This window comes from Denitrificimonas caeni, assembly GCF_905120345.1.
Classification (GTDB): domain Bacteria; phylum Pseudomonadota; class Gammaproteobacteria; order Pseudomonadales; family Pseudomonadaceae; genus Denitrificimonas; species Denitrificimonas caeni_A.
Genome location: NZ_CAJHOA010000003.1, coordinates 1 through 21,762, shown reverse-complemented (window position 1 = coordinate 21,762; position 21,762 = coordinate 1). Strand labels below are relative to the sequence as shown.

The window sequence follows — 21,762 nt, the reverse complement described above, 5'->3', positions numbered from 1 at the left end:
GGGATTCATTTTAAAAATCTTCACAAAGGCTTAAGTATACGTATTCATCGTAGTGTTTTACATTTCCATCCGCTGTGAGGTCTAGTCATACGCCAACAACGCAGTTATGGCATCAAGGGCTGAACCAATTTAGTCAGGAATCTTACCGCGTTTGTAGTAAATATCTACAGCCACAGTATATACTTACGACTACAATGCCGTCCTCCTCCATTAAGATGATACATGAGCGGCCAATACCTCCAACCTAAAACTCAGTACAACATGTCAGAAAACAATAGCTTGAGCGGTTAAGTAAACGGAAATTAAAATGCCAATCAATTTTAAAAAGAACACTCTTGAAGGCGGATTCGAAAAAATACTAGCTTTAGGGGTGTTTTTTATTTTGGCCGGTTTACCAATACTGCCAAAAGTATCAAACTACCATACTTTTTTTTATGTATTAATGCTGACCCCTGTGCTCTTCCATTCTGCTATTTACCCTAGAGCAGTCATTGGACAGATATCAAATATAACAAAATTATTTATTGTATTTTCTATATGGTCGTCTCTCTCTATATTATGGAGTGACACTCATGATGATATTTCAGCCCCCATAAAAAGATCTATTTATACACTATCATTATTTATTTCATTTTCAATAATTACGAATAACAACAAGGACGATATATTAAAAATATTTATTGCTTCTGGCTTTGCAATTACTCTAACAGCAATCTATAGCTTGTATGCTTTACAGCCTTTACACTTATCTGACTCTCGTCTTGTCGGCACAGGAGCGTTAAGCAATCCTTTATTGAGCTCTCATGTATTCGGTATATTCTCAGCATTATTTATAGCAATAACAATAACATCTAGAGAAACAAGCTATAAATTTATTTATTTTTTACTTGCTAGCATACTAATTATTACAACGTTCAGGACAGAGTCACGCACACCTTTAGTCGCTCTAATTGCTGTTGTAATATGGATCGCACTTATACTAAATAATAAAAAATCAATACTTACTATACTTTTCTCAACAATAGTATTAGCCTTCGTATACATACTCTATTCAGAGGAAATTCTTAGCAGGGGTTTATCATATCGACCAGAGCTATGGAGTATTGCTATAAACAAAATACTTCTAAAGCCAATAATTGGCTATGGTTTTGATTCAAACTCAGGTTTTTATATAAGTTCACTGGAGACTAATTTTCGTGAACCTCACAACATCCATCTAAGTATTTTATACTTCACGGGTATCGCTGGCTTTAGTTTATGGTGTGCAATGCATATGTATGCACTCTGGGCATGCTGGAAGAATAAAGCAGATGTATTATTTGTAATAGCCAGTGCATTACTCGTCTATGGAATAACCGCCGGCATGACTGAAGGAGGAGGCTTACTACCTCGGCCTAAAGAGCATTGGTTTATAACTTGGATTCCGCTCGCTTTTATATCGGCTTTATTAACAAATAAAAAATTAAAAGCTAAAGATTCTCTTGTTGAGCATACGTAAGTAGCCCAACAATATCGCCACTGCAAAGAAGAGGAACGGCTTGTACAATCAACGCCTCTGGCCAGTTCCACCACTCTAACTTTAACAACTCCTGACGCTCAGTCTCTGTAAACCTATAGCGTACACAACGCGCTGGATTACCTGCAACAATAGAGTAAGGTTCAACATCCCTCGTCACTACAGCACCCGCAGCCACCACAGCACCGTGACCGATATTCACACCTGACAAAATAACAGCACCCGTGCATAACCACACATCATTGCCAATAACAACATCACCACGACTAAAGGCATAACCTTCAATAGGCTCTGCAGTGTTAATAAAAGCGGGGAAAGGAAATGTTGTAATCCAATCAGAGCGATGATGCCCGCCTAAAAAAATATTCACATCCTCAGCAATAGAGCAAAAAGCACCTATTCTTAAAGTCGAACCTTCCTTCCAGTCATGTACCAATGGAATACCATAACTTCCACGGCCCATGTCATAACGAGGGTATTTGTTTTTAAACTTTGCGACACCTCGCTCGAGCTTAGGCAAAGCTCGAATTCTCTTCTTTTCTTTTTTATCAGAGAAATATTTTAAAAGGCGCATACAAAATACTCACTTTTCTAAAGGATAGAAATACAACCGAAGCAAGCCTCTCCAAGTTTTTTTGTTCCACTGACTAAACGGAATCTCTTTTAATAGCGACCGAGCCAAGCGACGGTCTCTGTTCGCTACTTTTAAAAACATAGAATTTAAAAACTTGTACTTAACAAACTCATAGTCTGGGTGATCGGAAAAACGGGCATAGGTGTCTAAAATGCTATCAATCATGAATTTGTGGTTTTTATAGGTATTGGTAGCATGCTTTCTATATTGAGCCAGAACAACTGGAATGCAGTCAATATAATAGCCTGCCTTGGTTATTTTAAGCTCAATCATAAGATCTTCTAAGCGATTATCCTCATCAAAACCACCAACCTTTTCTAGCGCGTCCCTTCTAATGAGCAGGGTTGTAGCAGGCACATAAGGCTTTCTTTCGAGAAAAACATCTTCAAAATTCAATCGACGAAAAGGCGTATCTCGACTTTGTCTTTTTTCCGGATACAGCACTCCATCGGAATCAATCAGCTCAATATTACCGCCACAAATCCCCACCTCAGGTTTGTCTTTAATATATTCAATTTGAGCGGAAACCCTGTGCGGGAGCATGACATCATCTGAGCCAAAAGGAATAATATACTCGCCCTTTGACTTGGCAATTGTTTCATTTAAAGTTCTAGTTAGACCTTTATTTTTTTGCGCTAAAAAATAAAACCCATAGGTCTCTTTTAGTCGATTAATAATCTCGACACTCGCATCACGAGAGCCATCATCAACGACTAAAAGCTCTATGTTTTTATAATCTTGATTAATAACACTAAGTATACATTCTTCAATATACTTCTCATGATTGTAACAAGAAACTATTACTGAAACCAAAGGGCTCTCATTACTCATTATTTTTCAATCCATTCTCTATAAGCTCAAGATACTGCACCTTAAACTCTTTTATACTATGATTATTAACTAAGTACGTATAAGCATGCCGGCCTAGCTCTACTCTTTCCTGAGTGCTTTTATCTAAATAGTTCTTCAGTGCAGCTGCGATGTCTTCAATATTATGAGGATCAATTACAATACCGCCCGCGCCCTCGGTTAAAGGCAGCATAGCTGGAACATTAGAAGCAATAATAGGAAGTTTCGCACACATCCCTTCCAATAGAGCCAAACCTAAGCCCTCCTTAAAAGAAGGCATAACCCAAATATCAAATGCTTTTGCCAGCCTTATCGCATCGGGCTGAAAGCCTAATAAGTGCACGCGCCCGTCAAGATTCAAGTTTAAAATCAAACTCTGAAGATTATTTTTTTCACGCCCATCACCAATAATCGCCAAGTGTGCATTAGGATAATCCATACTAATCGATGCAAAGGCTTTTATTAGATTAGCGTGTCCTTTTAAAGGTACTAAACGCCCTAATGCCCCGATCACTTGACTCGATTGCTCAAGCTTTAGCGCTGCTCTAGCCGTAGACTTATCAAGAATAATTTCTTCAGCTTTTTCAGTATCAATCGCATTAGTAATTGATAGTGTATTTTTTTCTGTAAAACCGCACTTTAAATTCAATAAGTAATTTTTTACTGCAGGAGAAACCCCTACAAATTTCCAGCTTTTACTTATTCTTTTTTTAACTTGTTTACGTCTATATGCACGGTCATAATCACCAAAGCCATGGACAATACCAATGCATAAAGGAATATTCAAAAAACGCGATAACGTTAACAGCATATTAACCGGCTTATATCGATTACAAATCACTACATCAAACTGTTCTTTCTTTAAATACTTATACAACGTCCACAAAGCAGTAATTCTTAAGCCTTTAAGCTGTTTGTCTGTGAACTCAAAATAAATAGACTGATCGGCACAACTGATAGCCTCCTCACCTGTAGGCTTTCCTGCAAAAAAGCCACTTACAGTAGTGTACCTATCTTGAGGTAGCGCTTTGAATATTTGCTCTCCCAGATCAGAAATATCAATCTTTTTAATGTTGTACCTAGGGTGTAATTGCAGAACTTTAATTTTACTCACCGCTCACCACCGCTTTAATACCTTCAGCAGAAAACTCATAGCAACAGCCTGGGTTAATCGTTTCTAACCGAACAGGATCATGATTGAGCCAGTTATTTTTCTTCCAAATCGCAAAATGAAAATATGGATAATAGGCCTCTTTATCTAAATCATTGGTAATGACACCCTCTTTCCAAAACCATTTTTTTGGAAAATTATAACTGCCATCTTTCCATGCGATACAACCATTGGGTGTTGTATGGTTTTCTACAAAGCATCCTTTGCGTGAAAGTGGATATATACTCTTTAATAGAGTCCGTGTCTTTTTTGGAAAGTTCTTATGCTTAACAAAAAGCTTGCTAAACGCTCTTTCATCAACGGCTAAATGCAAGGGATTGGAAAATTTATCTTGCCAATTGGGTATTTTCTGAAACACCTGTTGCATTTTCTCTGTATTTCTAAAAATACAGAGATGCCCAGATATTCGCGTAGCATGATTAGAGTACACATCACAGTTACTTAAGTATTCACGCGTGTAGAGAGCGCGTAAATCACCGTACACTAAATCTAAGTCGCCAAATCCCCAAAAATCATAAGAGGCTATTAATTCTTTATGAATAAATCCAAAGGCGGGGCGAATATCACAGATTTTATAGGCATTATCAGGCTCAAAATTTATTGAGAGCTTAGAAGAAACGAGCGCCTTGTACTGATCAAAACTCATTTCTTGATATTTTACATTCGCAGGAAAGCTCTCTAAAACACCGCAATCACTAAAAAAATACCAATCAATGGTTGCATTATTTCTACAACTTTCTATAAATAGCTCGATCCAAAAGGGCCATGTCCCAAAATAGGGCATGAGTATAGCGATGGTTGATAATTTATTACGATCACTCATACGAACTCTCTTACTTTTAAATTCCTTTTGCCCCTAACTACAGAATATATTTTATAGTCAGCTCTTATCATTTCATGCCTATTGAACTGTTTAATAAACTCTTGTGGTTTATCAAAGCTAAAGCCAATCATATTGTCTAAAGAGTAATTCCACCATTGAGTATCTAACAGCTCTTTAGCAGTTGACTCTGAGAATCGATCTCTTATAAGTCGAGCAGGAATACCGCCAACCACGGTGTAGGGTTCAACATCCCTGTTAACCACTGCCCTCGCTGCAACGATAGCACCATCACCAATACTGACGCCTTCCATAATCAAAACACCCTCACCAATCCATACGTCATTACCAATGGATGTTTCACTCTGCGCTATTTTATAAGAGAGTTGTATCGGCGTATTCTTAAATGACTGATCATATTGAAAAGGGTTGGTACTGACCCAATCAGCAGGATGCGCTTGTGCATTCACACCAATATGGATATTTTCGCCTAAGGAGCAAAATCGTCCAATCGTTAGATCAGAAGAAACCACTCCACTCCTAAAAAAACTATATGCCCCTATTTTAAACGATACCGAAGCCACTTCTATTCTGCCGAGGGTGCTCTTTTCTTCCATGAAAATATGTGTTTTTTTGGAAATCTCTTTTCCACTAAATTTTATAACTAGATTTGCTTGCGTTAGTTTTTCTTCAAAACCTGTTACAGACTTAATTAAGCGTCGAATTTTTTTATTAATAAAACTAATCAAAAAACACAGCCTCTATTTCTCTGTACTGACCTATGGCACGGTCATCAGAAAACTCACTTAAATCAAATATTTTCTTATGCTGTTGCTGACTCATTAGAGTCATTAAGTCTGCTAGTTCTTTAACGCTGCCCAGTTCAAATAAATATTGAGGATCACTGACTACTTCTTTTGCTCCACCGCAATTGGTAGCGATAACAGGTACATCCGCCGCCATGGCCTCGAGTAATACCATGCCAAACGGCTCGTGGTCTGAACTAAGGGCAAAGAGGTCGAATGCTTTAAAATAACGGCGACCGTTAGGTACTTGCCCAAGAAAGCGCACGCTATCTGCCACGCCAAGATCAATCGCCAGTTGTTTGAGCGGTTGCTCTAAGCGACCGCTACCCATAATCGCCAGCAGACTGCCTGCCGGTAGCTCTGGCAGCGCTTTGGCAAAGCCTTTGATCAGCGTGGTTTGGTCTTTGTCGGGATGCAAGCGTCCGACGTTACCGACAATCCAGACATCCAACGGTAAATCAAGCAACTGACGTGCGTGCTCACGGCTGACTTGCTCGGCTTGCACGGCATCAACATCAATACGGTTATACAGCGTTTGAATATGTTCAAATTTAAACTTGGGCAAGCAGGCGCGCATATCATCACGTACCGCATTGGACACGCCAAGCAAGCGTAGCCGGTCACGGAAGTGATTGGCCAGCCACTGTCTTGAGCGACGTTTATAATCGCCAAAGGCGTGATGCACGCCAATCACTGGGAGTTTTGAGCCAAACAATGCTATATAAATCGGCTTAAATCGATGAGCGATACACAACGTAAAGTTACGACTGGCAACGATTTTCTTAAAGTCAGCAATGGCTGCAAGTTTGAGACCTCGCACTTGCTTGCTACTGTAATTTAAAAAAATAACGTCATCTGAAGCGCTGCCTTGCGTTACTTCATCACTCGGCTTGCCGGTTAAATACACTGTACAAACCTTATAGTCAGTGTCTTTAAACAGCACTGCATACTGACGTGCACAATCTAGAAAAGGCCCGTCATAACCATGACTAAACTGCAGAACCCATTGCTCTGCAGTGGCTTGCACAGCCTTAGTTGCTGTCATCAGCCTGATCATCCTTAACGACTAAAATATCTTCCATAATCAGATATTGCAGATCTGAACCATAGAACATATCCAAAGCATCTTTTGGCGAACAGACCATGGCTTCACCGCGGCGGTTCAGTGAGGTATTCAGCGATACGCCGTTGCCGGTAAGCTTCTCTAACTCAAGCATCAAGTCATACCAGCGCGGATTGTATTGACGCTCCAGCACTTGCGCACGTGAAGTACCATCCTCATGCACCACTTCAGGTACACGGGCTTTCCACTCATCACTGACTTCAAAGGTGAAAGTCATAAAGGGCGATGGGTGATCCACTTTCAGCATTTTCTCTGCCACTGTATCCAGCATCGATGGGCAGAATGGACGCCAGCGTTCGCGGAACTTGATTTGTGCGTTAATCAAGTCAGCTACTTTTGGAATGCTTGGGCAACCAATAATCGAGCGACCACCTAGCGCACGCGGACCAAACTCCATGCGGCCTTGAAACCAAGCCACAGGATTGCCATCGACCATGATTTTGGCGATATGCTCAGGCACATTATCGATTTTTTGCCACTGTGGCTGACCTGGGTGTTTAGCACAGGCAGCAATCACCTCTTCATTAGTGTAGGACGGGCCGAGATAGACATGTTCCATCTTCTCAACCGGTACACCACGTTTTTGTGAAATATATGCCGCAGCACCGACTGCAGTACCGGCATCACCGGCTGCCGGTTGAACAAAGAGTTCTTTGACTTCATCACGAGCAATAATTTTTTGATTGAGCTTAACGTTAAGTGCGCTACCACCCGCAAAAGCAATACGCCCGGTTTCTTTAAGAATGTCACCGAGGTAGTAATCCATCATTTCTAAAGAGAGTTTCTCAAACAACGCTTGTACGCTGGCGGCGTAGTGAATATAAGGATCATCGGCAATATCGCCTTCACGTTTTGGACCCAGCCACTCGATCAGCTTAGGCGTGAAGTAGAATCCTTTACCCTTTTCTTTATAGCGGCGTAGACCGACAACGTTAGCGTACTCGGTGTTAATCACTAACTCGCCGTCTTCAAATTTAGCTAAGCGCGATAAATCATAAATATCAGGGTCGCCATAAGGCGCCATCCCCATCACTTTAAATTCGCCATCGAGCATTTCAAAGCCTAAAAACTCGGTCATTGCACCGTACAGGCCGCCGAGTGAATCAGGATCATAAAATTCTTTAATTTTATGGATTTTGCCGTTTTCACCGTAACCAAAGAAGGTTGTGGCGTACTCACCTTTACCATCAATGCCCATAATCGCCGTTTTTTCTTTAATGCCTGAACACAAGTAGGCACTGGCGGCGTGCGCTAAGTGGTGTTCAACCGGCTCAATTTTGACTTTTTTCAGATCAAAACCTAACTGTTCCAAGCACCATTGGATTTTTTTGTAGTAGCGTTTGTAACGACGATTGCCCATTAAAATCGCATCTAAAGCACGATCAGGCGCATACCAATAACGCTGAGCATAATGCCAGCGGGCTTTGCTAAAGATGCTGATCGGGGCAAAAGGAATGGCAACCACATCAACATCGGCAGGGGTAATACCTGCCTGCTCTAAACAAAACTTAGCAGATTCGTAGGGCATGCGATTTTTTGCATGCTTGTCGCGAACTAAACGCTCTTCCTCAACAGCAGCAATCAATTTTCCATCAATATATAACGCTGCCGAGGGATCATGGCTGAGTGCGCCAGATAGGCCGAGAATAGTAAGTGCCATGGGTCTTTTTGCCTCTTAGTCTTCAGGGCAGCTGCTGGGCAACTGCGGTAAACGCTGATCAAGTAATGTATGCAACGGACTGCCTTGCGGCCAATTGCGTAATAAACGATTGCGATCTTTTAAATACGCGCGAGTAAAGCTGCGCATGTTGTGGTGCTGTTGCATGGCATCTAAATCAATTAAATAACAGCGTTGTTGATGCCATAAAATATTGTGACCTTTTAAATCACCATGACTGATTTTTTCACGAATCAACGCGTTCAACAATTCAACTAACGCGACGATCTCAGCCTCAGGTACGACACCATCGTCTTGATAGTTAGACAAGCGGTCGATTATATCCTGCTCACCACAATATTCACTAATTAACCAAGCGCTACCACGCAACCCACACCATCTGTTTTCTAATACAGCCAACGGTTGCGGCGTAGCAATACCTAACACGCTAAGTCGATGCCCTTCGCGCCAGCTCTGCCAAGCACGGCTCGGACGCCAAAAACGCTTACACCAATGCAATATGTTTTTAATGTTATAGCGCTTAACCACGAACTGATGTTGATCCTGCTCAACTCGAGCGACAGTCGCAGCACCACCGGTTTTATAGATATGCCCTGTGGCAATCGCAGCATCAGGTGCTGCCAATAAGGACTCAAGTTCACTGAGTGCAGCGCGCCAAACCACGCGCAAACCAAATGGGTTGATATTGGCACTAAACAAACTGCACTCACGGCCGGCTTTCTTGAGGTAATCTTTGACTCGCCATTGGCGAATGCTGAGTATTTGCTTATGCAGGCTTTCTAAACGCAGGGCATGCTCGCCATTGGCCATTAAATAATGAATCAGTAACTCTTCAAGGTGTGCATCAAAAGCACTGGGTAACTGTGCAAAGAATACCGCTAAGTTGCTGATCACTTTGTCGGATGATAACGGTTGCCCAGCTTGCTCACTTTGTACACCACCACCATCGACGACATAGAGCTGCTCGCCTTGCTGTAATACATTATCGAGATGCAAATCACTTTGCCAAAGACCGCGCAAATGCATCTGCGCAATAGCGCTCAGCGCGCGACCGAGTACAGCTGTTTGTTGCTCACTGAGTGGCAGATCGGCAGCGCATTCTTGCCAAGCAGCAGCGAGGCTTTGTGCGTTGTCGATAAACTCAAATAGCAAATAAGCACTGCCATCGGCTTGCTGCTGGGCATCAAGTAATTTAGCGCTATCGATGTGCTGTTCGCTCAATAATTGTGCGCCAGCCAACTCTCGTTGAAACTGACGTGCAGTTTTGCTGCCAAGCAAAATTTTTGCTAAGACACTGCGGCCTTGCCATTGCGCTTTACCAACATAACGCTGCCCAGGCAGAACACGCAGCCATTGCTCAATCACCAAGAGCTGACCATTATCCAGCGCTAAAGTCAGCGGCAACTGTGGGGCACGACCGCTTAATGCACTCAGTTTCACGAACGCGCCTCCTTGTTACGACGACGCGCGTCTAAACGCTGCAACCAGTGTGCAGCATGACTCGGTTTTTCCAGATAGCTGAGCAAAAACAGCTGTGTTTGCTCTCGACCCCAAACATGACGCGAACGTCTAAATAATGGCTCTAAATCTTTAATCCGATCACGTCGACCGAACAGTAATGGACGCGTTTTTTCAAGATCAATCAACTGGGCAGTAAAACCATCGGTCTGTTCTTGTAAAAAAATATGCTTAGGATAAAAGCAACCATGAATTTGCCCAGCATTGTGCAAGGTTTGCGCAAGTTTGGCACAGGCTTGCACAATGCCTTGCTGTTTCTGATTCGACAGTTCATGCCATTGTTGCTGCCAATAATCTAAATCTTGCCAGCCCTCTAATGCATAAGTCATCAATATCGCGCGTTGTTCATCCAGCTCTTTACGCTGAGCAAAGTACGCGGCATGCAATGCGGGAATACCCAACTGTTGATAGCGCTGAATATTGCGCATTTCGCGGGCAAAGGTGGGTTCACCAAAAGGTTTTTGCAGGCTGCGAGTCAAATGATTGATTTGCCGCTTTAAATAAAATGTCTGCTCACCTAAGGTCAGCTTCGCAACACTACTCCAGCCACCACGTTCGGTATTAGGCTCATCCACAGCATCGAGCTGTAAATTCCACAAGGCGCTAAAACTATTGAGTTGATGTTGTTCAAGCACATCAGCGATGACTGGATCAATAAAGTCGTTCATTCACGCCCCTCAAAAAATCGTACGATTTTTACGATCTGTTTTTTATCCTGGGCATTAAGCCGAGCGCGCTGACAATACTCTAAATAAAAGCGTAAACGCTGAGTATTGCGCAGATGATACTTAGCTACTTTATCTAAGCAGGCCAAATCTTTAATGATCCGATAACGCAACATTGGCCCCCACCAAAAGGTACCGGCAGGGCAGTCAATTAAGTACACTTTGCCTTGATCATCCACCAGCAAGTTACGCCACTTCAAATCATTGTGGGTAAAGTGGTGTGCATGCATAATTCGTGTTGCACGGGCGACTTGCGCACTGACTTGCTGCACCCAAATAGCATCCTGCAAAAGAGGGCTCTGTTGATGGGCTAAGGCAGCTAAATCATAGCTATTGGGGATTTCTCGGGTAATCATCGCGCCACGCACAAAAGCACCTGCTTGCCGCTCTAAACCTTGAGCGATCACTTCCGCCGTTGGAATACCCCATTTGGCAAAGCGCTTAAGATTTTGCCATTCTGCCTTAATTCGAGGTCTGGCAGCATAACGGCGCAAGCCTTTACCGGCATTGCGGTAGCGTTTCACGTAATACTCAACACCGTCACGTTTTACCCGAATCAATTCAGATAAAGGATCATGAGTGATGCGCTCACCGTCTAAAGCAAACACCTTTTCTAGGCTACCAAAGTCGGCATGCAACGCTTGATAGTCTGCTGTCAAACGCCAACTCGACATTACAACGCATCTCCATAACGTATTTTACGCGCATAGAGTTTCGCTGCTTTGCTCTCTAACCAGGCCAATAACACAGCCTCATCGTGCAAAATTTCCAGCAGCGGCTGCTGAAAGTACTCACGTAGAAAACGTAGTTTATCGCGCTGGGTTAAACCGATGTCTAACGCAGAAAAATATAGCGCAGCTAAGTCTTTATTGCGCCAGCGTTGCGGTGTTTGCTCACGTGTTTGCGCACGGTGCAAATCAATCACTGACAATCGAAACGAGTCGGCGCTAATGGGCTGATCGGTGTGCAATAAAAAATGGCAAATATAACAATCGCGGTGATTGACGCCAGCACGGTGCATACCACCAACCATTTGCGCGACACGCTTAATCAACGCCCATTTTAAGCGTGGCTCAGGTGGCTGTGTACGCCAGTTGATGGAGTAATCTTCCAGACTAACGGTGGGCGCTAACTCTTCAGTAATAATAAAAGAATGCTGCTGCGCCGGATTACAACCACGCGCACCAAAACCGATTGCCGTCATGGTGGCAATATTGCTTTGTTGCAGGCGCTCAATGGCTTTCAATTCTTGCTCAGCACCCAATACTGGCGCTTTGGCGGTCAGCCAGTTTTTAAAGATTTCTGCCCAACCAATGCCTCGGTGGATTTTGACAAAATAACCACGTCCAGCTACTTCAGTGCGCAGCGTACGGCGTGCTTCGAGCTCCCGATACACTTCACCTTGCAATTGTTCGACAGCGACAAACGCATCTTGTCCTGCCCAGAGGCTGGCAAAGGGTTCGTCTAACTTAAGCTTCATGGTGACTCCGCTAAAATAATATCGGCTGCGCGCTGTGGCATTGAATAAAGGTCGGCTGTTTTAGCATAGTTCAGTGCATTTTCCGACCAGCGTGCACGCAAAGGCGGATCAGCTAAAATAGTACTCAAAGCGTGGTCCAGTTGTTTTTGCTGAAAGGGACTGCTAAGCACCTGTCCACAACCGGCATCGGCAATGTAATGTGCATAACCACAGACATCAGTGACCACTACGGGCAAACCCGAAACTAAGGCTTCTAATAACACCGTGCCAGTATTTTCATTATACGCAGGATGCATTAATAGATCAGCGCCCAGTAAGAAGCGCGGTATATCACTGCGTCCTTTAAAAATCTTGACCTGCTTCGAGATACCGAGAGCAGCCGCTTGGACAATAAACGGTTTAGGATCATCCTGACCAATCACCATCAAACGAGTACGCTCGCGCTGTTCTGTTGGCAAGCTGGCTAGAGCTTTAAGGGTGCGGTCAAGACCTTTAGTTTTAAAACCGGAACCCACTTGCAGCAGCAAATAGTGTTCATCTTGCAGATTAAACTCAGAGCGAAAGCCAGCACGAACCTCAGCCGCATTACTGGGTGCTTGACGATCTTTAGCAATACCAGGAGGCAACAGATGGAAGCGCTCCGCTTGGGTTTTATAATGTTTGACAAATAGGGGCTGCTGCACTTCAGAGATCATTAAAATTTGCGTCGACGAATCAGCGGCAAACACGGCACGCTCATAGCCAGCAAAGTGACGATAACGATTGCTGTAGCGATAGAGTGGATTGCGCAAGGTTTGTGCTTTGTCTTCATAGCAGCCATCCGCAGCATAATAGACATCAAGACCAGGCATTTTATTAAAGCCAATCACTCGATCGACGGGCTGCTGTTGCATATCCGCTTGCAGCCAACGGTAGAATTTTTCATTACGCCGATGATTAGCAAAGGCTTTATCAGGGCCAATGCGCACATCAAAGCCTTCAGGAATCTCACCTTCCCAAATCAGCGTATAGACGCGAATCTGATGTCCACGTTGTTGGCACTCTAAAGCAATGCGCATAAAATCGCGCTGCAAACCACCAAAAGGGAAATACTTGTACAGAATAAACGCTAACTGCATCAGAGCGTGCCCTCATCGGCTAAAGCCTGTTCTGTACTATGCACTACCGCTTGGGCAATACCTGCATTCATAGCGAGTAACGGTTGCAGTGCTATAAGCACCTGCTCAGCATGCAAACTATCAAAACAAGGCAACTGGCGATCACCTAAACCCGCATTCGGGCCGCTCGCACAGAGATGCACCTGACCTTGACCATAAGCCCCGACTCGTCCCGGCAGAGTTGGTCCATATAAAGACACACACGGCACATCTAACGCAGCAGCCAAATGTCCCAAACCAGTATCCACCGCGACACAGGCCTGCGCGCCAGCAATCTGCGCGGCAACACCGCTTAAGTTCAGACGCGGTAATACCTGCACGTTCGACAGCCCATCGGCAATCGCATGCGCGCGTGCTTCTTCGCTGGCATTGCCCCACGGAATTCGTACAGCAATATTTTCAGCCGACAGTTGCTGCGCCAGTGCCCGCCATTCTGCTTGTGGCCAGTGCTTACTCGGCCAGGTGGTGCCATGCAAGAACAACACATAAGGCGCATGCTGCTCGGTAGTGGCTAAGCGCTCACGGTGCAAACTGTAGGCACCCATCTCCAAAGGTAAGGAGTAACCCAAGGCTTGGGAAAACAATTGGCGCGTACGCTCAACAGCATGCTGTCCTTGAGCAACAGCAATTTTTCTATCATAAAAAAAACTAGCAAGTGGCTCACGCGCACTTTTACCATTAAAGCCTGCTACCGGTGCTTTAAAGCCGCGGGTTAACCACGCGCTTTTCAGTAGCCCTTGCGCATCAATCACTAGATCATATTCTTGCTGGTGTATACGTTGCTTAAACGCATGCCACTCGCCATTGCGCCAAGTTTGCAGCAGGTTTTTACGCCAACGACGAATCGCGACAGGAATCACTTGATCGACAGCCGGATGCCAGCGCGGGATTTCTGCAAAACCTTCTTCCACCACCCAATCAAAACGAATTTTCGGATTAGCGCGCATGGCATCTGTCAGCGCAGGCAAGGTATGAATCACATCCCCTAATGAAGAGGTTTTAATTAACAATACACGCACTGGACTAAAACTCTTGCAGCGAAAGAGGAGTACCCACTAAATCGGTTAAAGCGTCAATCACCTGCGTCGGTTTAAGCAAACGCAAACAATCATAATGCCCAAAACGACAGGTACGATCAAAACATGGACTGCAGTCAATGCCGGTGCGGACCATGGCGACTTGGTCAGCTAATGGCGGGGTAAACTCCGGTGAAGTAGAGCCGTAAACCGCGACTAGCGGCAGATTCAACGCGGCCGCAACATGCATTAAGCCGGAGTCATTCGACACCACCGCCGTTGCACAGGACATCAAATCGATTGCCTGCGCTAACGAGGTCTCACCGGCGAGGTTATAGACTTCTTCACGTAAACCGGGAATCAAATAATCACGAATTTCTTCACCACCTGGGTGATCATTTTTCGAACCAAAAATCCACACTTGCCAACCTTGACGAATTTTTGCTTCGGCAACGACCGCATAATGCTTGGCCGGCCAGCGTTTGGCATCACCAAACTCAGCGCCTGGACACAGCGCCAACACCGGGCGATCGCCTACTTTCAGCGCAAAAGCGGCCAAAGCACTCTCACGTTCGGCAGTATCAATCTGTAAGCTCGGTCGTGGATAAGGTTTAGGCAGCTCTGCATCGGGCGAATAAGCCAGCGCCATAAAACGTTCGATCATCAGCGGATAACGCTGTTTATCGAGGATACGCAAATCATTCAGCAAGCCATAACGCATCTCACCTTTCCAGCCGGTACGCAGAGGGATGCCGGCAAAGAACGGTGTTAACGCTGATTTTAATGAGTTGGGCAATAAAATAGCTTGGTCATACTGACCTGACAGCTGCTTACCAATTTTACGTCGTGCAACAATATCCAGCACACCATGACCCAGCGGAAAGCTGAGCGCTTGGCGCACTTCTGGCATACGTTGCAAGATCGGCCGACTCCAGTCAGGCGCGAGCACATCAATGTTGCAATCAGGGTGTTGCTGCTGCAGACAGATAAACAATGTCTGCGCCATCACCATGTCGCCAACCCAACTTGGGCCAATAATCAATATATTCATAGTGCAGAGTTTCAAGCATCTAAGCAAGCGCGGCAAGTGTTGGCATAAAAAAGCCAACACTTGCCTGTAGTTTACTCTTTGCGCACACGAAACCATGCGGCATAGAGTGCCGGTAAGAATAACAACGTCAGTACTGTGGCAACGGTTAATCCACCCATAATCGCCACCGCCATCGGCCCAAAAAAGACACTACGAGACAATGGAATCATCGCCAACACAGCGGCTAAGGCGGTGAGCATAATCGGTCTAAAACGTCGCACAGTTGCATCAATGACAGACTGCCAAGGCGTATGTCCCTGACCGATATCGGTTTCAATTTGATCAACCAATATCACTGAGTTGCGCATAATCATACCTGATAATGCAATGGTACCGAGCATCGCGACAAAGCCAAAGGGCTGATTAAACAGTAATAAAAATAAAGTGACGCCTATCAGTCCCAACGGCGCAGTGAGAAACACCAATACGGCACGGGAAAAACTGCGCAACTGAATCATCAACAAGGTCAAGACTACCAGCAAGAATAACGGTACACCGGCAACCACTGAACGTTGTCCGCGCCCAGAATCCTCAACGGTACCGCCCACCTCCAGCAAGTAACCATCCGGTAGCGCCTCACGAACTGCTTGCAACTGCGGCAAGATTTCTTGCACCACATCTACCGCCTGACTCTTACCATAGATATCCGCGCGCACGGTGACGTTAGGCAAGCGGTTACGGTGCCAAATTACGCCCTCTTCAAAGCCATATTCTAAATTAGCCACCTGTGACAAGGAGACGCTGGTACCACTCTCAGTGGGGATCGCCAAACTGCCTAAACTGGCTAAGTCCTCACGATCGTCTAACGTGCCACGCTGTAGAATTTCAATCAACTCGTTGCCTTCACGAAACTGGCCAACGCTCGCGCCAGATAAAGCACCTCGTAAAAACTGCGAAATACTGGCTGTGCTAACACCCATCGCCCGCGCGCGGTCTTGATCAATCTGCAGATGTACCACTTTGCTGGGCTCTTCCCAGTCCAAATGCACATTACTAACATGAGGATTGTCGCGCACCACCGCCGCCACCTGACGCGCCAACTCACGGACGTGCGGGATATGCTCGCCGGTGATACGAAACTGCACCGGATACCCTACAGGTGGGCCATTCTCCAAGCGGGTAATCCGCGAGCGCAGATCAGGAAATTGCTCTTGCATCGCACTGATCAGCCAAGAACGAACCTCTTCACGCGCCTCAAGGCTGGTAGTGACCATCACAAACTGAGCAAAACTGGTCGCGGGTAATTGTTGATCCAATGGCAAGTAGAAACGTGGCGAGCCGGAGCCGATATAGGTCACATAGTTTTCAATACCGGAATGTTCTTTCAGCAAGCTTTCAATTTTCTCCACACTGGCTTGTGTGGCTTTTAATGAGGCACCTTCAGCGAGCTTGATATCCAACAGTAATTCCAGACGGTTAGAGTCAGCAAAGAACTGCTTAGGCACATAACGAAAACTGAAAATAGAACCGGCGAACAACAATACCGTAACGATAATGACGAGCACTCGATGCGTTACAGACCAAGTAATCACCGTACGAATACGCTGATACAAAGGCGTGGCATAAGGGTCGTGCTCGCCTGCTTGACTGCCATGCTTAGCGGCTTTCAGTCGTGCTAAATCCGGCAATAGCTTATCGCCCAAATAGGGCACGAAGACTACGGCAGCAATCCACGAGACAATCAGCGCAATCCCCACCACTTGGAAAATAGAACGCGTGTACTCACCTACCCCTGATTGCGCTGTAGCGATCGGTAAAAATCCAGCGGCGGTAATCAGAGTTCCGGTCAGCATTGGGAAGGCTGTACTGGTCCAAGCAAAGCTGGCCGCTTTAAAGCGATCCATCCCTTGCTCCATTTTAATCGCCATCATTTCTACGGCGATAATGGCATCATCGACCATCAAGCCCAGCGCCAACACCAACGCGCCTAAAGAAATCTTATGCAAACCAATACCAAAGTAATGCATTAAGGCAAAGGTCATGGCCAACACCAGCGGAATGGAGAACGCCACCACCAGGCCGGTACGAAAGCCTAACGAGAAAAAACACACCAACAAGACAATGCCCAGAGCTTCAATCAAGACTTGGACAAACTCGCCAACGCTTTCTTTCACTGCTGCAGGCTGATCGGAGACTTTACGCAACTGCATACCCAGCGGCAAAGTATTCTGTAAGCGCGAGAATTCTTCCTCTAAGGCTTTACCCAGCACTAAAATATCACCGCCATCACGCATCGCTACGGCAATCGCTAAAGCGTTATCGCCCATAAAGCGTACCCGAGGCGCTGCCGGATCATTAAAGCCACGGCGCACTTGCGCGATATCACCTAAACGAAAGGTACGCTCACCGACGCGAATCGGGAACTCTCGAATTTCTTGCACACTATCAAAGCGGCCACTGACTCGTAGTTGCACGCGATCTGTCGCAGTTTCAAAAAAGCCGGTCGCCGAAACACTGTTTTGTTCTGAGAGTGCTTGCTGCACCGCCTGCAGTGGTAAGCCCAGGCTGGCCAGTCGTGTATTGGATAATTCGACCCAAATCTTCTCATCCTGCAAACCTAAAATATCGACCTTGCCGACATCTTTAACTCGCTGCAATTGCAACTGCACGCGGTCGGCATAGTCTTTGAGAACGGCGTAATCAAAACCCTGTCCGGTCAGCGCATAAATATTGCCGAACGTGGTGCCAAACTCATCATTGAAAAACGGACCTTGTACACCAGGTGGCAAGGTATGCCGAATATCACTGATTTTTTTCCGTATTTGATACCAGAGCTCGGGAACTTGTTTGGAACTCAACGAATCACGTGCAACAAAGGTCACTTGCGATTCACCCGGGCGTGAAAACGAAATTACTTTGTCAAACTCACCGGTTTCCATCAGTTTCTTTTCAATACGCTCGGTGACCTGCTGCGCCATTTCTTCAGCAGTGGCGCCTGGCCAAACGGTATTGATCACCATCGCTTTAAAGGTAAAGGGCGGGTCTTCACTTTGCCCCAAAGTGCGGTACGACATGCTACCAATAATAGCCAGTAACACCATGCTAAATAATACTAGGGGCCGATTATTCAAGGCCCAAGCAGAAAGATTAAAGCGCATCAGTCTTACTCCTTAGCGCTTAATGACACAGGTTGATTGCTACGATCAACTGGACGCACCGCTTGCCCTTCTTGCAAGAGATGCACGCCAGCCACCACGACCCACTCATCGCCCTGCAAACCTTGCAGGACAGGTACCTGTGTTTGCCCAAAAGCACCCAACTCAACGCTACGTTGCTGTACTGTTGAGGTGCGGGGATCAACCACCCAGACATACGCCTGACCCACTTCAGCAGTCACTGACGATAACGGCACAGCGTATTGCGCATCGGTACTGGAACTCATATAGACTTTAGCGCTTTGCCCTAGCTCAGCAGCTATAGTTGCCGTGCGAAAAGCTACCCGCGCTGCATAGGTACGTGAGCGCGAATCCGCCGCAGGGGCAATCTCACGAATTTCACCGGCAAAGCGCCGGTCAGGCTGTGACCACAATGACACTTCAACTGGTTGCCCGACTTTAAAGCGCTCAATTGCCTGCTCAGGCAAGTTAATCGCGACTTCACGCTCACCATCCACAGCTAAGACAAAAACGGTCTGTCCAGCAGCAACCACCTGTCCCGCTTCAACCCGTGCTTGCGCAATCACGCCATAATAAGGTGCGCGTAACTGGGTATAGTTGGCTTGGTTTTTTGCAGCATCTAATTCTGCTTGAGCCTGACGCAGGCGCGCCTCACCGGCTTTAAATTGATTTTGCGCGTTATCGTAATGTGACCGACTTAATAACTGTCGATCCAGCAGCGTTTTATAGCGATCCAGTTCCGCTTTAACCAGCTGCAGATTAGCTTGCGCCGCCGATACTTGTGCCTGCATCGCCTCCAAATGCAGGCGCACATCTTCCGGATCCAGTTGCGCGAGGACTTGCTCAGTAGTGACCTTGGCACCGACATCAACTAACCGCTTAATGACTTTGCCGCCTAAGCGAAAGGCTAACTCGGGTTCTAAACGTGCTCGCACTTCACCAGGAAAAGCTACCGTCAGATCTTTAGACGGTTGTGGTTTAACCACCATCACCGGACGCGTAATACTGGCGACAGGTTCTTCACTGCTGCAAGCACTGAGCACAGCCAATGACAGATAAATACATAGATAAACAATGCGATGCGACATAACGAATTGACCTTCAATGCAGCGGCGGGAATACATGATTGAAGAAGTATAGTAAAATACTACACTCATCAGTTCACTATTTATTTTCTATGCCCTCACAAATACCGAAAGCAGGCCCAGGCCGACCGAAAAATCTAAGCAAGCGCGCGGCCATTCTGGATGCGGCTCAAGTCTTATTTCTACGTCAGGGTTATGAAGGCAGCAGCATGGATGCTATCGCGCAAGAAGCGAATGTCTCGAAACTAACCGTTTATAATCATTTCACTGATAAAGAAACTTTATTTTGTGCAGCCATCGAAGCCAAATGTGAAACACAACTGAGTCAGTTATTTGTCAGTTCCACAGATACACCTCCCGACAATCTACGCGAGTGTTTATTGGCCATTGCCCATAGCTTCCAAACTTTAGTCGACAGCCCTGAATCTCTTGCCATGCATCGGCTTATTATTAGTCATGCCCTAAGCAACCCGGCTTTGTCACACTTATTTTATGAAGCAACAGCGCTGCGCATTATCAATAAGATGGAGCAACTGCTGAACACCATCAATAACGCCAAACAGCTTGAGATCACCCATACCAAGCAAGCAGCAGAGCACTTTTTCAGCTTGCTCAAAGGCACTCGTAATTTACAACTGCTGGTTGGCTATCAACCCGAGAGTATCAATGCCAATGTGCATCAGCATGTTGAGGATGTCGTCGATTTATTTATTAAAGCTTACCAAGCCCACTGATAAAGCCTTAACACAGACTATTTGCCTCTAGCTGTACGCTCAGACTGCCTGTGCTAGGGGGTTCTTTTTCAGCCGCAACCCCTTACAATGCAGCACTTTGCCTTTCAAGAACTGGATATTTACCATGTCTGATCACGCCCTACTGCTCGCGAATCTTGGTTCACCGCGCTCAACATCAGTCAATGATGTGCGCCGTTACCTGAACCAGTTTTTAATGGATCCGTATGTGATCGATATTCCGTGGCCGCTGCGGCGCTTATTGGTGGGCTTAATTTTGATCAACCGCCCAGCCAAATCAGCCGAAGCCTATGCTTCAATTTGGTGGCCAGAAGGCTCACCTCTGGTCGTCATCAGTCAACGTTTAACCGATGCCGTGCGCCCCTTATGGCCACATGGTCCAGTCAGCTTAGCCATGCGTTATGGTGAGCCATCGATTAGTACGCGCTTATTGGAACTGGCCAAACAAGGGGTTAAAACAGTTACTTTTGCTCCGCTGTACCCGCAATTTGCCGACAGCACGATCACCACTGCGATTAAAGAAGCTGAGCACTGCATTAAAAAGAATAACTTAGCGCTTAAATTAAATATCGTTAAGCCTTTTTATGCTGACCCTATCTATATCAAAGCTCTAGCAAAAAGCGCTGAAACTGAGTTGCAAAAAGACTTTGATCACCTGTTGCTAAGTTTTCATGGTTTACCTGAGAGCCATCTGAAAAAACTCGACCCCACTGGTTCGCATTGCTTAAGTGATAAGTCCTGCTGCGCCACCGCCAGTCAAGCCGTGCTCGATACCTGTTATCGCGCGCAATGCATGCGCAGCGCTGAGTTATTTGCCCAAGCAGCGGGTCTGCGCCCTGAGCAATGGTCAGTCGCGTTTCAGTCACGCTTAGGTCGTAACAAATGGATCGAACCTTACACCGACGCCACCTTGAAAGAGCTTGCTGCGCGCGGGGTGAAAAAACTGTTGGTCATGTCTCCCGCATTTGTTGCAGATTGTATCGAAACTCTAGAAGAACTCGGTATTGAAGGCCGTGAAGAATTCCTCGCAGCTGGCGGCGAAGAACTTGTGCTGATTCCCTGCTTAAATGCCGAACAACATTGGGCACAGGCATTGACTCAGATCTGTGAAAACACCACCGATTAAGAGCGAAATAAATAGAGCGTGGTGAGACTGTAATTAAATCTGTGTAACTGTTTATCATTGACCCCTAACGGGAAGGATAGACAGACGATGAACAAAAAAG

Annotated in this window: 19 protein-coding genes; 3 read left to right on the top strand and 16 right to left on the bottom strand. The window is 45.7% G+C overall.

From position 1 onward, the window contains the following. The first annotated feature begins 307 nt into the window (after positions 1-307). A complete protein-coding gene (locus JYJ62_RS06245) occupies positions 308-1,498 on the top strand; it encodes an O-antigen ligase family protein (RefSeq protein WP_205341353.1) in 1,191 nt (396 codons plus the stop codon). Here the strand turns inward: JYJ62_RS06245 and JYJ62_RS06240 are convergent. The 16 genes from JYJ62_RS06240 to JYJ62_RS06165 all read right to left on the bottom strand — a co-directional run bounded on the left by JYJ62_RS06240 (position 1,470) and on the right by JYJ62_RS06165 (position 19,787). After that, positions 1,470-2,090, bottom strand: coding sequence for a CatB-related O-acetyltransferase (locus tag JYJ62_RS06240; RefSeq protein ID WP_205341352.1), 621 nt, complete (start codon positions 2,088-2,090; stop codon positions 1,470-1,472). The two genes, JYJ62_RS06245 and JYJ62_RS06240, sit on opposite strands and share 29 nt — an antisense overlap. A gap of 9 nt (positions 2,091-2,099) precedes the next feature. After that, on the bottom strand, positions 2,100-2,981 hold the full coding sequence (locus JYJ62_RS06235) for a glycosyltransferase (RefSeq protein ID WP_205341351.1): 882 nt from the start codon (positions 2,979-2,981) through the stop codon (positions 2,100-2,102). After that, positions 2,974-4,113: a glycosyltransferase gene (locus JYJ62_RS06230; protein ID WP_205341350.1), complete on the bottom strand. Its 1,140-nt coding sequence runs from the start codon at positions 4,111-4,113 to the stop codon at positions 2,974-2,976. Before JYJ62_RS06230 ends, JYJ62_RS06235 begins: the two co-directional genes overlap by 8 nt. Next, the gene (locus tag JYJ62_RS06225) at positions 4,106-4,993 is read right to left on the bottom strand and encodes a DUF6625 family protein (protein ID WP_205341349.1); all 888 of its coding nucleotides are present in this window, start codon (positions 4,991-4,993) and stop codon (positions 4,106-4,108) included. Before JYJ62_RS06225 ends, JYJ62_RS06230 begins: the two co-directional genes overlap by 8 nt. Next, complete coding sequence (locus JYJ62_RS06220; protein WP_205341348.1) at positions 4,990-5,739, bottom strand: CatB-related O-acetyltransferase; 750 nt, start codon at positions 5,737-5,739, stop codon at positions 4,990-4,992. Before JYJ62_RS06220 ends, JYJ62_RS06225 begins: the two co-directional genes overlap by 4 nt. Then, the gene (locus JYJ62_RS06215) at positions 5,732-6,823 is read right to left on the bottom strand and encodes a glycosyltransferase (protein WP_205341704.1); all 1,092 of its coding nucleotides are present in this window, start codon (positions 6,821-6,823) and stop codon (positions 5,732-5,734) included. Before JYJ62_RS06215 ends, JYJ62_RS06220 begins: the two co-directional genes overlap by 8 nt. A 4-nt stretch (positions 6,824-6,827) precedes the next feature. Beyond that, a complete protein-coding gene (locus tag JYJ62_RS06210) occupies positions 6,828-8,579 on the bottom strand; it encodes a carbamoyltransferase (RefSeq protein WP_205341347.1) in 1,752 nt (583 codons plus the stop codon). 15 nt (positions 8,580-8,594) lie between these two features. Then, a complete protein-coding gene (locus JYJ62_RS06205; protein WP_205341346.1) occupies positions 8,595-10,037 on the bottom strand; it encodes a lipopolysaccharide kinase InaA family protein in 1,443 nt (480 codons plus the stop codon). Further along, positions 10,034-10,783 (bottom strand): lipopolysaccharide kinase InaA family protein, encoded by a 750-nt coding sequence (locus tag JYJ62_RS06200; RefSeq protein WP_205341345.1) that lies wholly within the window; start codon positions 10,781-10,783, stop codon positions 10,034-10,036. The genes JYJ62_RS06205 and JYJ62_RS06200 overlap by 4 nt, the downstream gene beginning before the upstream one ends. Further along, positions 10,780-11,514: a lipopolysaccharide kinase InaA family protein gene (locus JYJ62_RS06195; protein ID WP_205341344.1), complete on the bottom strand. Its 735-nt coding sequence runs from the start codon at positions 11,512-11,514 to the stop codon at positions 10,780-10,782. The genes JYJ62_RS06200 and JYJ62_RS06195 overlap by 4 nt, the downstream gene beginning before the upstream one ends. Next, positions 11,514-12,320, bottom strand: coding sequence for a lipopolysaccharide core heptose(I) kinase RfaP (rfaP, locus tag JYJ62_RS06190; RefSeq protein ID WP_205341343.1), 807 nt, complete (start codon positions 12,318-12,320; stop codon positions 11,514-11,516). Before rfaP ends, JYJ62_RS06195 begins: the two co-directional genes overlap by 1 nt. Then, positions 12,317-13,438 (bottom strand): glycosyltransferase family 4 protein, encoded by a 1,122-nt coding sequence (locus JYJ62_RS06185; RefSeq protein WP_205341342.1) that lies wholly within the window; start codon positions 13,436-13,438, stop codon positions 12,317-12,319. The genes rfaP and JYJ62_RS06185 overlap by 4 nt, the downstream gene beginning before the upstream one ends. Then, entirely contained in the window at positions 13,438-14,496 is a 1,059-nt protein-coding gene (gene waaC, locus JYJ62_RS06180; protein WP_205341341.1) for a lipopolysaccharide heptosyltransferase I, read from the bottom strand. The genes JYJ62_RS06185 and waaC overlap by 1 nt, the downstream gene beginning before the upstream one ends. 4 nt (positions 14,497-14,500) lie before the next feature. Beyond that, the gene (gene waaF, locus JYJ62_RS06175) at positions 14,501-15,544 is read right to left on the bottom strand and encodes a lipopolysaccharide heptosyltransferase II (protein WP_205341340.1); all 1,044 of its coding nucleotides are present in this window, start codon (positions 15,542-15,544) and stop codon (positions 14,501-14,503) included. Between the two features lie 71 nt (positions 15,545-15,615). Further along, a complete protein-coding gene (locus JYJ62_RS06170) occupies positions 15,616-18,681 on the bottom strand; it encodes an efflux RND transporter permease subunit (protein WP_205341339.1) in 3,066 nt (1,021 codons plus the stop codon). 5 nt (positions 18,682-18,686) lie between these two features. After that, entirely contained in the window at positions 18,687-19,787 is a 1,101-nt protein-coding gene (locus JYJ62_RS06165; protein ID WP_205341338.1) for an efflux RND transporter periplasmic adaptor subunit, read from the bottom strand. 89 nt (positions 19,788-19,876) lie between these two features. On the opposite strand from JYJ62_RS06165, the gene JYJ62_RS06160 reads away from it, so the two are divergent. Both JYJ62_RS06160 and hemH read left to right on the top strand, forming a co-directional pair. Continuing rightward, positions 19,877-20,518, top strand: a complete 642-nt coding sequence (locus JYJ62_RS06160; protein WP_205341337.1) for a TetR/AcrR family transcriptional regulator — start codon at positions 19,877-19,879, stop codon at positions 20,516-20,518. Between the two features lie 124 nt (positions 20,519-20,642). Continuing rightward, complete coding sequence (gene hemH, locus JYJ62_RS06155; protein ID WP_205341336.1) at positions 20,643-21,662, top strand: ferrochelatase; 1,020 nt, start codon at positions 20,643-20,645, stop codon at positions 21,660-21,662. The last annotated feature ends 100 nt before the right edge of the window (positions 21,663-21,762 follow it).